This is a genomic window from Paenibacillus sp. OSY-SE (genome assembly GCF_000283315.1).
Lineage (GTDB): Bacteria > Bacillota > Bacilli > Paenibacillales > Paenibacillaceae > Paenibacillus_B > Paenibacillus_B profundus.
Genome location: NZ_ALKF01000205.1, coordinates 73600 through 86359 on the forward strand (window position 1 = coordinate 73600; position 12760 = coordinate 86359).

The following is a 12760-nucleotide window of genomic DNA, read 5'->3' on the forward strand; positions in this document are numbered from 1 at the left end:
GCGTCATGGGGAACGAGTTTGAAGCGCAAAGTCTGCCTGAAGAAGGGGTGCCACCCGAGTTCAGGGCAGGTTGCCATCCGGCAGGCAGATCACAGGAACGGATACATGTGCCGTACCGAAGCCCGTGCGATCCTTGTCCGCCGCTGCCATTTAAAACGTATGTCGTACCGCCGAACCAATTCATTGTTTTCCAGCCGCCGAATTGGCCCCAGTATCCGCCTGAACAAGCTCTGCGCTGCGGGACGCTCTGGCCGGCGCTACACAGCCCATATCGGCCTAGAAGGGGACGGGAGGGAGAGGCAACATGAACGCGCATCCTTTTCATACCGAGGAGTATAGGCAAGCGTTGGAGCAGCTGCAGGTCGTTGATTTTGTGCTGTTGGAGTTGAATTTGTACTTGGATACGCATCCTTGGGATGTGCAGGCCATTCAGCAATTTAATCATTATACGCATGAGCGGATGAAGATAGCCAATCAATTTCAGGAAAAATACGGCCCGCTGCAAAACTATGGGCATGCGTATTCAGGCTGTCCTTGGTCGTGGATAGAGACGCCGTGGCCGTGGCAGGTGTGACATTGTGACGGGAACGTTAGACTGCGAAGACGCCATGGATAATCGATGAATGTTAAACAGCAATGGATAAAATGGAGAACATCCAAAGGAGGGGACGCTTGATTGTGGGTGTATGAGAAGAAATTACAATATCCCGTCAGGGTTAGCAAATGCGACCCGCGTATGGCAAAGCTCTTGCTGGAACAGTACGGCGGCGCGGACGGCGAACTGGCCGCAGCGCTTCGTTACTTGAATCAGCGTTACTCGATACCGGATAAAGTGATCGGCCTGTTGACCGATATCGGGACAGAGGAATTCGCCCACTTGGAAATGATTGCCACCATGGTCTATAAACTGACCAAAGACGCAACCCCGCAGCAGTTGGATGCGGCCGGTCTGGGACCTCATTATGTGGCGCACGATAGTGCGCTGTTCTATAGCAACGCCGCGGGCGTGCCTTGGACCGCCGCCTACATTCAAGCGAAAGGGGACCCGATTGCTGACTTGTACGAGGATATTGCCGCAGAGGAGAAGGCGCGCGCCACGTACCAGTGGCTCATCGATATGACGGATGACGTTGACTTGCAGGACGGGTTGAAATTTTTGCGGGAGCGGGAAATCGTGCATTCACTGCGGTTCCGGGAAGCTGTCGAAATTTTGAAGGAGGAGAGGGAAGTGAGAAAGGTATTTTAGAAATGCTAGAGTGAGAGCCGGCGTGTTAAGGGCGCCGGCTTTTGGGCTGTAGAGAGAAATATATATCCATATAAATAATGTTACATATAACGTAATTTTGAATAAAATGTGTTAATCATAGGAATGGCAAGAAGGGTTGTGAAAAAACTGTTAAAAATTCCAACACATATTGACAACAATATACACCTATGGGAATATTGTTAGAGTAACTTACAGGAAATACGAATAATGACTAATCGAAGAAAATTGTATTATGTTTCATGATTTTACATAATATCTCTATCAAAAAAGAAGAGGTGGATATCGTTTTGGGTGTCAAGGAATTGGAGTTGGTCATTCCACCGATTGTCGGATATCAATATGTTGCCTATCCTCTTTGTACGGCGCTCACCCGCAAAGAGGCGCTGCCGTGGTTTTACAGCAATTTCATTCACCTTTATTGCCATCACGACCTTGACGAAGAACGCACTTCAGGCTCTGTGCCGTTCAGTTTTTATGGAGAAGATTTCATTCGCTGTCCGTGGCTGATTACGCAAAAATTGGAGCGGGAAATCGTGCTCGACTCACCACCAGGAATTGTCGAATTTCTGGTAAATGGTATCAATTCAGGCTATACGATCTCTCTCAATGTCGATGAGTACTATATCCCTCACAGACGAGTCTATCGTCAAACTCATTATGCTCATGATATTTTGGTGTACGGTTACGATGCTGCGAAGCGGACGTTCCTCGTTCTCGGCTATGATGAGGAGATGCAGTTCCGGAAGACGCTCGTGCCGTTTCATGAATTGGAGCAGGGATTTCGCCATCTTGAATGGACGGACAACTATCAAGAGCAAATCTATTTGTACAAATTCAATAAAGCAGGGAGCTACCGGCTGGATGCGGCGTTCATCAAACAATCGATGGAAGAGTACATTGCCGCCTGCAATGTTTCCTTGCGCAACCGTGGGACGACTGACCCGTTGGAGGCAGCATTCGGCGTAGAAGTCTATTCTGCGCTCATCCGCAACATACCCGTGCTTGTGCGGAAACGTGATATAAGGCCTATCCATATTTTGTGGGAGCATAAGAAAACGATGGGGCTTCGAATCAATTATTTATGCGAGCAGGGGCTTCTTCCGCCAGCTTTTGCAGGATGCTTCCAACCGATAGAGGAACAGGCTTTTGCCTTGCGGCATTTGCTGATGAAGTTCGCCATGACCGGGGACGATGCCATTCTGGAGCAAGGAATTAACGAAGTGACTTGCATAATGGAAAGCGAAAAACGGATATTGGGAACGGTGGCGGAAGCGCTGGAACACCAGCATGTTCCTCAACATTCGTAACTTAACCCGATTGGAGGTCATTTCTCTGGACGACGCGCGCAAGCTGTATCCGTTAACACATCCGCAAAAGCGCATTTGGTACGTGGAGAACATCTATCCAGGCACGAGCCTCCATAACATTGGAGGACTAATCAAAATTTACGGTCCCGTCGATTTTCAGCTGTTGGAGGAAGCGATAAACCAGTTTATCCGGCAAAACGATGCCATCCGCATACGGCTCGTTGAACAAGACGGCACGGTGCAGCAGACAGTGACAGAGTATCGAAGGAGGACGTTCCCGTTCATCGATTTTACGACTACACCTTCGGATGCTGATGTCGATGCTTGGGTGAGTGCGGAGTTTGCCAATCCCCTGCCGCTGGACGGGGAATTGCTTTACGATTTTGCACTGGTCAAAATTAACGAGTCGGAGAGCGCATATTTAACGAAAGCCCACCATATTATCTCTGACGGATGGTCTTTTCAACTGATGACGACGCAAATCAACCAAATTTATACGCAGCTGATGCAAGGTGAGGAAGTTCAGCAGGAAGCACGGCCCACCTATTTAGACTACATCGGACATGAGCATAAGTATTTGTCGTCTTCCCGTCATGTGAAAAATAAACACTACTGGCAAAAAAAATTCGAGCACGTCCATGACGTTGCCCTGCATACTACGGCAAGCGGCACGTCAGGCAAACGCAAGAAGTTCCTGATAAGCTCGCACACCTCAGAAGCCATTCGCGATTTCGCACATGTGCATCACATTTCGTTGAACACCTTTTTCGTAGCAACGATGCTCCTTTACCTCCACAAAGCAAACCAACAAGACCGCATCATGATAGGCACACCCGTATTAAACCGTACCGGAGTCAAAGAAAAAAACACATTCGGGATGTTTACCAGCACGATGCCATTTCTCGCTGACATCCAATACGAGATGTCCTTCTCCACGTTCATACATAACGTCAACCATGAACTCATCCAATGTTATTTCCATCAGAAATATCCTTACAACTTGCTCGTGCAGGACCTCCAACTTCAGAAGAGGGGGTTGGATCAATTATTTCAAGTGTGCGTGAACTATTACAATACTACATTTGACCGGAGCTTCGGCCCCGGATGGAAAATGCAGCAAATCGAAGTTCATAACGGCAACCAGCTGTATCCATTGCAGGTCATTGTCACTGAATGGTCATCAAATGGCGGGCTGGAGTTGTACTTCGATTACAAAACAGGCGACTATACGGACATACAAATCGATGAAATATACTGCCGCCTGCTCCATTTAATAGATCAAATTATAAGTTACCCCGATGCCCGAATTGGTGATTTACAGCTGCTGCTGCCGGGTGAACGTGCAGATCTTCTGTACGCGTGCAACATGACGGAACATACGTATCCTGCGCAAAAAACGATATTGCAGCTGTTCGAAGAACAAGTCGAACGGACGCCGGACCGCGTGGCCGCTTCATGCAATGGGCAATCGCTTACGTATCGCGGGCTGAACGATCGAGCAAATCAGCTAGCCCGCACGCTGCTGAAGAGCGGGATCCGCCCGCATACGCCGGCAGCCATCATGGGACGGCACTCTCTGGAAATCGTAGTCGGGATATGGGCGGTAATCAAGGCCGGAGGCGCGTATCTTCCCATCGACCCCGATTATCCCAAGGATCGGATCGAATATATTTTACGGGATAGCGGAGCTTCGCTTCTGCTGACGCACGGCAAGGAATGGGAGCAGCTGTCTTATGAAGGTGCGGTTATCGCGCTCGATGACGAACGTCTATACGAAAATGACAAGAGCAACCTGCCGGCAATGAGCACGGCGGACGATCTGGTCTATATCATTTACACTTCGGGTTCCACAGGCAATCCGAAGGGGACGATGATCGAACATCGAGGACTGGTGAACTATATTTGGTGGGCGAACAAAACGTATATTCACGCGCACGACGATGTGTTTGCGCTCTATTCCTCGATTGCATTTGACTTGACGGTGACATCTATCTTTACGCCGTTAATTAGCGGCAACCGCATTGAAATCTATGAGGACGATGGGAACGAATTCATTGTTCACCGCATTTTACACGACAACAAGGCTACGGTCATCAAGCTGACGCCGGCGCATCTTGCGCTCATCAAAGACATCGATCTACACGCTTCTAGCGTCCGGACATTCATCGTGGGCGGAGAGGATTTGAAGTGTGCGCTTGCTCATCACATTCACGAGCGGTGTGGTGGCGGCATTGATATCTACAACGAATACGGCCCGACCGAAACCGTGGTTGGATGCATGATTTACCGGTACGACCCGGCGCGGGACAAGGGGACGTCAGTGCCGATAGGACAGCCGATCGATAACGTGCAAATTTATTTGCTGGACCAGAGATTGGAGCCGGTTCCGAATGGGACGATTGGCGAAATATACATTTCTGGGGACGGCGTGGCCCGGGGCTACTTGCACAGACCGGAGCTGACGCAGGAACGCTTTTTGGACAACCCGTTCCTGCCGGGCAAGAGCATGTACCGGACCGGTGACTTGGCCATGCGTCACGATAAAGGCGACATCGGATATCTGGGCAGAATCGATCACCAAGTCAAAATCAAAGGGTACCGCATTGAGATGGGGGAAATCGAACATCAACTGCTTGCGATGGAACCGATTGAAGAAGCGGTCGTCATTGATCAGACCGGGGATGACGGGCAGCAGCATCTTGTCGCCTACTTCGTTGCCGCGGGGGAACTTGCTTCTCTGGAACTGAGGATGAGGCTGGCGGAGGCGCTGCCTTCGTATATGATTCCAGCGTATTTTGTCCGTCTGGATCAACTGCCGTTGACGCCGAACGGAAAAGTGGATCGCCGGCTTCTGCCTGCTCCGGAACGAGCGCTCGAACAGATCGATATAGGGGAGCCCCATCTCATCGCAGCATTTTTGACGGACATTTTCAAGGAAGTGCTGCAGGTAGAGGAAATGAATCCCCATGACAATTTCTATCGTATGGGCGGCGACTCGATCAAGGCGATTCAGATTGCGTCCAAAGTAAATGCCGCAGGCTACAGGCTGAAGGTTCAACACATTTTGAGTTATCCGGTTATCTATGAACTGGCGGCGCTGATTGAAATGAACGTGTCTGTTCCGGTTGAGCAGGGTCTGTGCGAAGGGACGATCAAGCCGCTGCCGATTACGTCCTGGTTTTTCGGAAGAGAATGGAACAATCCGCATTACTATGTCCAATCCGTCCTGCTTCGCTTAACGCAGAAGGTGACGACCGAGCAGCTGCAGGCGGCGCTATATGCATTAATACAGCATCATGATGCATTGAGGCTGCAGTATGACGAAAGGGCCGGCTGTCTCGCATACCGGCAAGTCGAGCGGGAAGACGTGGAGCTTGCCAGCTGCGACCTTGCCCATCATTCGGCGGAGGAGCGGACGGCAGCGTTGAAGAACCGCGCCGAGTCGTTCAAAGCGAGTATGCGTCTTGGCCACGGATTGCTAATTAAATCGCTTTTACTTGATAAAGGAGTACAGGGACAGAGTCTCCTGCTGACGGCGCATCATTTGGTCGTGGACGGCGTGTCTTGGAGAATTATGCTGGAAGACCTTGATCGGCTGCTGCAAGCGGTAATGACCGGGGCAAGCTTGCCTCTGCCGGCCAAAACGAATTCCGTCCAAGCCTGGGCGGAGGCCATCGAAGCATACAGCCACGAGCGAGCGCGCGAGCACCTCGAATATTGGCAGTCTGTCGTGGAAGAAGCGGAAGACAGCTTGAACGCCGATTTCCCTTCAGCTGACGACCGGCATGCCGTATGCGGCACGCTTGTCAGGGAACTGCCCGTGGAAGAGACGCGGAAGTTGTTGGGAGATGCCAACGCTGCGTTCCACACACAGACGAGCGATTTGCTGGTCACCGCGCTAGCAATGGCAGTAATCAGCTTCACAGGCAAGGAGAAGGTCACGTTCGAGCTGGAGGGGCACGGGCGCGAGGAGCTGTTCGAGAACATCGACGTATCCAGAACGGTCGGGTGGTTCACTTCGATGTATCCGGTCAACCTCCGTCTGTCTGGCACAGAGCCTGCCGACATCATAAAGAGCATAAAGGAGCAGCTCCGATCCATTCCGAACAAAGGGGTTGACTACGGCATATTAGCATACGGTTCCGGCCGCGTTGCAAAGACCGATCAGGGCTTGCTCCGCTTCAACTACATGGGAGAGATCGACAATCATCTGCACAGCCCGGTGCTGCAAATTGCTTCGGAAGATACGGGAAGCGACACGTGTTCGAGCAACCGGCTGTCTTGCTTGGCCGATGTCGTAGCGATGGTCATCGATAAGACGCTCCAAGTCCGCATGACATACAGCACAGCCAAATTCAGCCGGGACACGATGGAAGCGCTGATGCGCGCCTTTATGCAGCGGTTGAACGAGATAATTCAGTTCTGCGCGGACAGGGAACAGTCCGACTTTACGCCATCCGATTTTGAGACGGTGAAGCTGGAGCAAGAAGAGTTGGACGTTCTCTTCAACTAAATAAAGGGGCGAAGAAACGTGGTAAAGAAGCTTGCTTTCTATGTGCTTATGGCGGCGCTGCTCTGCAGCCCGATATCGGCCGCAGCCCAAGAGGACGCCCATTCTGGGAAAGAGCATTCGAATGTTGACGCAGCCGCCATCGAGCGGTTTGTGCAGGCACAGCTCGAGAATGCGCAAAGTCCCGGCGCCGCGGTCGTCATCGTGAGCGGGAATCGGGTGGTGTATGCCAAGGGCTTCGGGGTGGCCGACCGGGAAGCTGGAATTCCGGCAACAAGCTCTACCTTGTTTGAATTGGGCTCGACCTCCAAGGCATTTACCGGCCTGGCTTTATTGCAGCTGGAGCAGCAGGGCGCGCTGCGTCTGGACGACCCGGTAACTCGCTACATTCCGTGGTTGCAGCTGACCTACAAAGGACAAGCGGCAAACGTGACACTCGCCCACTTGCTGCATCATACGAGCGGTGTGCCGTTCGCTTCGCTCGCTTCCATTCCGATCGATTCAGGAGAGCAGGCGCTGGAGCAGACGGTGAGAGCACTGTCAGGAGCGGAGCTGGATGACCGTCCGGGAGGCAGATATCATTATGCCACGATCAATTACGACGTTTTGGGGCTGGTCATTCAGCAAGTGTCTGGCATGTCCTATGAAGCTTATATGTCCCAGATGCTGCAGCGTCTTGGGATGAATGACACCGTACCAGCGGCACAGTTGACCGATCGGCAGCGGCTGGCCAAAGGATACAAGTTCGCGTTCGGTTCACCGCGCTTGTTCGAGGCTCCAGCTTACAGGGGCAACACACCTGCTGGCTACATACTCTCCAATGCAGACGATATCGGGCGGTGGCTGCTGCTTCAGCTTGGAACGGACCGCATGTCCGAAGGCGATCGAGCCATGATCGAGCGTTCTCATAGGCCTGATACGGCAGTGGTGCCGGACGCGAACCAGAACTACTATGCCGCGGGATGGTTTGTTTCGGTTGATGGGGAGGAATGGTCGCACCAAGGATCCAATCCGAATTTTTCGTCCTATTTCATCGTGAGGCCGCAGGAGCGGCTTGGCGTAGGAGTGCTCGCCAATATCAATTCCGCTTATACGTTTCACATTGGGAAAGGTTTGATGCGCTTATTGCGGGAACAAGAGCCGCCGCCCGTTGAAGCGGATTACTATCCGCAGTTAGATCGGATTGCCATGGTTGCGCTTATTGTCATATTCGTCATCACGATCGTGCTGGCGAGTGCAGCGATTCGCATCCCGAGTCAACTGCGTCATCAGCGGCGCGCTTTCGTCCCGCCGAAAGGAAGGCGGATCATCGGCCTCGGGGCCGCGCTCTTGCTTGCCGGAGCTTACTTCTGGGGCATTGGGGGGCTGCTTGGTAAAGCCTTTGCAGGACTGCCGCTAGATGTAGTCGCGGTATGGTCGCCTGTCACCGTCATTTGGCTCGTATATGCACTCTACATTATCGGCGGAATCGCCTTTCTTTTCTTTATTGCAGTCTGGCTGTTTCCTGCGGGGAAGCGCAGGTCTGAACCGCTCCCGCCCATTGCTATTGAGGAGGTGAAGTGAATGAAATGCAAGCTGTTCTGCCTGCCCTATGCCGGCGGCTCCGCTACAATCTACACGCGGTGGAAGCGTCATCTGCACGACGATATTGAATTGCAGCCCATTGAACTGGCCGGACGGGGGAGAAGGCTGTCGGAGCCCCATTACGGCAGCATGGATGAGATGATTGAGGATTTATGCCGCTGCCTGGACAAACATTTAGACGGGTCCGATTTCGCCTTTTTCGGTCATAGCATGGGAGCGCTCGTCGCCTATGAGCTGGCGCATGCCGTCAAGCGGAGCATGGCGCGGGAGCCAGTCCATCTCTTCGTGTCAGGAACGTATCCTCCTCATGCTCAGAAGACCAATGTGCTTCATACTCTGTCCGATGCCAGGCTGCAGCAGGAAATTATGCGGTTAGGAGGAACCGAGGAAGAGGTCTTTGAGCGGGAAGAACTGTTGCGGTTGTTTTTACCGGTGCTGCGCAGAGATTTGCAGTTGGTGGAGACATACCGCTTCGAGGACAAGCCGGACCTGATTCACTGCGATATTTCCGTGCTGAACGGCAAAGAAGATACCGCCACCGAAGGATTCGACCTTTCGGAGTGGTCCAGATATGGCAGCCGAGCCTGTCATACCTACGAATTTGCGGGCGGTCACTTTTTCATCAATGAACATACCGTTCAGGTGGTTTCGCTCATCAATGCTGCGTTGCGCAGTCCCGTACTGCAGATGTCCACAAAAAAGGAGCTGTGAACAATGATACAAACCGTTGGAGTAGTCGGAGCAGGTGTAATGGGAAGCGACGTCGCCTTGGATCTCGCTTGCTACGGATACGAGGTGGTGCTGAAGGATATTAGCGAAGACGCCGTACGGCGAGCCAAGGATAAGATTCAAACGGATTTCCGGCTGCTGAAAATGGTCAAGCCGCGGGCGAAGCAGCTTACCGTAGAGGACGTTCTCGCGCGGATTACATTTACCACTGCCTACGATGATTTCGGGCGCGTGCAGTTCGTCGTCGAGAACATTACAGAGGAATGGGAGCGGAAGAAAGCAGTGTACACGGAGCTGGCCGAGGCATGCGGCTTACATACGTACTACGCTGTAAATACGAGCTGCATTTCCATTACGAAGGTGGGCGCATTGATGCCCAGACCAGACAACGTTATCGGCATGCATTTCATGAACCCGGTCCCGATGAAGGAGCTCGTCGAAGTTATCCGGGGAGAGCATACGTCGGACGAGACCGTTGCTTGTGGGGTGCAGTTTTTGAAATCGTTCGATAAGGTCCCGGTGGTTGTCAACGATTTTCCCGGCTTCGTTACGAACCGTGTCCTCATGCTGACGATCAACGAATGCGTCTGGGCCATTCAGGATCGGGTAGCCGAGCCGCAGGATGTCGATAAAATTTTCCGTCTCGGCTTCGGTCATAAGATGGGACCGCTTGCTACCTGCGATTTGATTGGCTTGGATACAATCCTCAATTCGCTGCTCGTATTGTATGACAGCTATAAGGATCCGAAGTTTCGGCCTTGCCCGCTGCTTGTGAAGATGGTAGATGCCGGATATTTGGGCAAAAAATCGGGAAAAGGATTTTTTGAGTACAGCTTGTAGGGAGGGAAAAGCGATGGACAAGGCTACGGAAAAGGCAAAGGAAATTAAATGCATTGTATGGGATCTGGACCATACGATGTGGGATGGTATTTTGTTGGAGTCAGGCGAGGTTATGCTGAAGCCGCATATGCGAGACATTCTCGCGGAGCTGGACTCGCGCGGCATCCTGCATTCGATCGCGAGCAGAAATGATGCGGAGCACGCGATGGGCAAATTGCGTGAACTCGGCATCGCCTCGTATTTTCTATATCCCGAAATCAACTGGGGTGCCAAATCGATGTCAATCGAGAAAATATGCGGCAACTTGAACATCGGCATGGACACGATTCTGTTCATCGACGACCAGCCCTTCGAACGTGATGAGGTGCAAAGCGTACATCCCGAGGTGGCTTGCATGGATGCTGCGGCATACGAAACGCTGCTTGCGCATCCGCGTCTAAATCCCCGGTTCATTACGGAAGACTCGACGCGGCGTCGTGCCATGTATATGGAGGACATGCAGCGCAAGCAGGAAGAAGAATCGTTTGCAGGACCTCAAGAAGCGTTTCTGAGCTCACTCGGCATGCGCTTTGTCATAAGCGAGGCGAGGGAGGAGGACTTAAAACGGGCGGAGGAGCTGACCGTCCGCACCAATCAGTTGAATGCGACAGGCTATACGTACAGCTACGAGGAGCTGGATAAGATTAGACAGTCTCCGGACTATATGCTGCTGGTGTGCGAGTTGACGGATAAATACGGCTCATACGGCAAGATCGGACTTGCGCTGCTCGAATTGAAGGAAAGCTATTGGCATTTGAAATTGCTGCTGATGTCTTGCAGGGTGATGTCCCGCGGTGTGGGCACCGTCATGCTCACCTATATTATGCAGCAGGCGAAAAGCGAAGGAAAAGCACTGCGAGCCGACTTCAAACAGACGGATCGCAACAGGATGATGTACGTTACCTACCGTTTCGCTAACTTTGTGGAAGTTGCCAACGACGGCCAGGGGAATATTTTGTTTGAAAACGATCTGAATCAAATTCAACCGTTCCCGCCTTATATCGAGGTGAAGGTGACGGTTGCAGGGAGAAAGGGGTAAACGCGATGGAAAACAAGCAAAAAATTCGCGATTTTATTGAAAGCAATCTGGTTGTATTCGAGGATGAGGCGGTGTTCTCCGACGACGATCATATTTTTCAAATGGGCTTCGTCAATTCCTTGTTCGCGATGAAGCTGCTCGGCTATATCGAGCAAGAGTTCGGGATTACGGTCGGGAACGAAGATTTGGATATCGCCAATTTCAGCACGCTCAATAACATCGTAAGGCTAATCGAAAAGCATAAGCAGGAGGTGTAAGCGATGAGTGTTCACACATGCGCTTCATCTGCCCGAATTTTGGAGGAAGCCAAGCAGTTTGCAGCCGAGGAGATTCGGCCGCTCGCGGCAGAGATCGATGTCAAGGGCGAGCTTCCGCGCAGCTTGATCGATAATATGGCGCAACGGGGGTATTTGGCGGCCAGCTGGCCGGAGGAATACGGCGGCTTGGGGCTGGATCCGGTGGCATACGGATTATTTACGGAGCAGATCGGAAAAGCATGCAGCAACACGAGGGCACTGCTTACGGTGCAAACCTCGCTGCTGGGGGAGACCATGCTGAGGTTCGGCACTGATGCACAGAAGCGGATCTGGTTGCCACAGATGGCACGGGCGGAGAAGCTGGGGGCGTTTGCCCTGTCCGAGCCGAATGTGGGCTCGGATGCGAAAAATGTGCAAACCACGTACCGGAAAGAGGGCGACCGGTACATATTGAACGGCAGCAAGAAGTGGATATCGTTTGCCGCAATCGCTGATTTTTTCGTCGTTATCGCCTCCGATACGAATGGACAGATAACGTCATTCATCGTCGAGCGGGAACGCGAGGGCGTGCACACGATCCCGATGACAGGCATGCTCGGCAACCGCGCGGTTCATATCGCCGAAATTCGCCTCGATGAAGTGGAGGTTCCAGTAGAGAACGTGCTCGGCAACGTGGGGGGTGGCTTCACTTATATTGTGTCCACAGCGCTGGATCACGGCCGTTACAGCATCGCATGGGCGGGAGTGGCGATTGCGGCCGAAGCGCTGGAGGCGATGGTCACGTATGCTCGGTCTCGATCCCAATTCGGCGAGAAGCTGCACCATTTCCAATTGGTCAAAGGAATGATTGGGGATGCGGTCACCAAGGTGCATGCCGCCCGTTCGCTTTGTCTCGCCGCGGGGGAAATGCGCAGAAGCGGAGCGGCCGATGCGATTCACGAAACGGCGATCGCCAAGTATTTCACATCGAAAGTTGCGGTGGAAGTGACCAACGATACCGTGCAAATCCACGGAGGCAACGGCTGCCGCAACGAATATCCAGCGGAGCGGCTGTTCCGTGAAGCGAAGGTGCTTGAAATCATTGAAGGCACCAGTCAAATTCAGCAGCAGGTCATTTCCCAATACGGACTGCGCAAGTATGCGGTGAAAAAGCAGGAGGCAATCCGAACAAGAAAGGATGCGTGACGA

General features: G+C 52.4%; 11 protein-coding genes. All 11 read left to right on the top strand.

What is annotated here, in order from left to right; translation table 11 throughout:
- Positions 1–5: 5 nt before the first annotated feature.
- Positions 6–308, top strand: a complete 303-nt coding sequence (locus tag A372_RS35130) for a spore coat associated protein CotJA (protein ID WP_019424888.1) — start codon at positions 6–8, stop codon at positions 306–308.
- Positions 305–574 carry a spore coat protein CotJB gene (locus A372_RS0131270; RefSeq protein WP_019424889.1) on the top strand — a complete coding sequence of 90 codons (270 nt, stop codon included), beginning with the start codon at positions 305–307 and terminating at the stop codon, positions 572–574. Before A372_RS35130 ends, A372_RS0131270 begins: the two co-directional genes overlap by 4 nt.
- Positions 575–676: 102 nt before the next feature.
- Positions 677–1246, top strand: coding sequence for a manganese catalase family protein (locus A372_RS0131275; RefSeq protein WP_019424890.1), 570 nt, complete (start codon positions 677–679; stop codon positions 1244–1246).
- Positions 1247–1554: 308 nt separating this feature from the next.
- Positions 1555–2574, top strand: a complete 1020-nt coding sequence (locus A372_RS0131280; protein ID WP_019424891.1) for a hypothetical protein — start codon at positions 1555–1557, stop codon at positions 2572–2574.
- The gene (locus A372_RS0131285; RefSeq protein WP_019424892.1) at positions 2555–7087 is read left to right on the top strand and encodes a non-ribosomal peptide synthetase; all 4533 of its coding nucleotides are present in this window, start codon (positions 2555–2557) and stop codon (positions 7085–7087) included. The genes A372_RS0131280 and A372_RS0131285 overlap by 20 nt, the downstream gene beginning before the upstream one ends.
- A gap of 18 nt (positions 7088–7105) precedes the next feature.
- Positions 7106–8647, top strand: a complete 1542-nt coding sequence (locus A372_RS0131290) for a serine hydrolase domain-containing protein (RefSeq protein WP_019424893.1) — start codon at positions 7106–7108, stop codon at positions 8645–8647.
- On the top strand, positions 8648–9379 hold the full coding sequence (locus tag A372_RS0131295; protein WP_019424894.1) for a thioesterase II family protein: 732 nt from the start codon (positions 8648–8650) through the stop codon (positions 9377–9379).
- A gap of 3 nt (positions 9380–9382) precedes the next feature.
- Positions 9383–10237 carry a 3-hydroxyacyl-CoA dehydrogenase family protein gene (locus tag A372_RS0131300; protein ID WP_019424895.1) on the top strand — a complete coding sequence of 285 codons (855 nt, stop codon included), beginning with the start codon at positions 9383–9385 and terminating at the stop codon, positions 10235–10237.
- Positions 10238–10250: 13 nt separating this feature from the next.
- A complete protein-coding gene (locus A372_RS0131305; protein WP_019424896.1) occupies positions 10251–11315 on the top strand; it encodes an HAD-IIIC family phosphatase in 1065 nt (354 codons plus the stop codon).
- Between the two features lie 5 nt (positions 11316–11320).
- Complete coding sequence (locus tag A372_RS0131310) at positions 11321–11572, top strand: acyl carrier protein (RefSeq protein ID WP_019424897.1); 252 nt, start codon at positions 11321–11323, stop codon at positions 11570–11572.
- 3 nt (positions 11573–11575) lie between these two features.
- Entirely contained in the window at positions 11576–12757 is a 1182-nt protein-coding gene (locus A372_RS0131315) for an acyl-CoA dehydrogenase family protein (protein WP_019424898.1), read from the top strand.
- Positions 12758–12760: the final 3 nt, after the last annotated feature.

Excerpts from the sequence above, each read along its gene's own strand:
- A372_RS0131315 (WP_019424898.1), top strand. The coding sequence starts at position 11,576 with ATGAGTGTTCACACATGCGCTTCATCTGCCCGAATTTTGGAGGAAGCC.
- A372_RS0131310 (WP_019424897.1), top strand. The coding sequence starts at position 11,321 with ATGGAAAACAAGCAAAAAATTCGCGATTTTATTGAAAGCAATCTGGTT.
- A372_RS0131270 (WP_019424889.1), top strand. The coding sequence starts at position 305 with ATGAACGCGCATCCTTTTCATACCGAGGAGTATAGGCAAGCGTTGGAG.
- A372_RS0131305 (WP_019424896.1), top strand. The coding sequence starts at position 10,251 with ATGGACAAGGCTACGGAAAAGGCAAAGGAAATTAAATGCATTGTATGG.
- A372_RS0131295 (WP_019424894.1), top strand. The coding sequence starts at position 8,648 with ATGAAATGCAAGCTGTTCTGCCTGCCCTATGCCGGCGGCTCCGCTACA.
- A372_RS0131285 (WP_019424892.1), top strand. The coding sequence starts at position 2,555 with ATGTTCCTCAACATTCGTAACTTAACCCGATTGGAGGTCATTTCTCTG.
- A372_RS0131300 (WP_019424895.1), top strand. The coding sequence starts at position 9,383 with ATGATACAAACCGTTGGAGTAGTCGGAGCAGGTGTAATGGGAAGCGAC.
- A372_RS35130 (WP_019424888.1), top strand. The coding sequence starts at position 6 with ATGGGGAACGAGTTTGAAGCGCAAAGTCTGCCTGAAGAAGGGGTGCCA.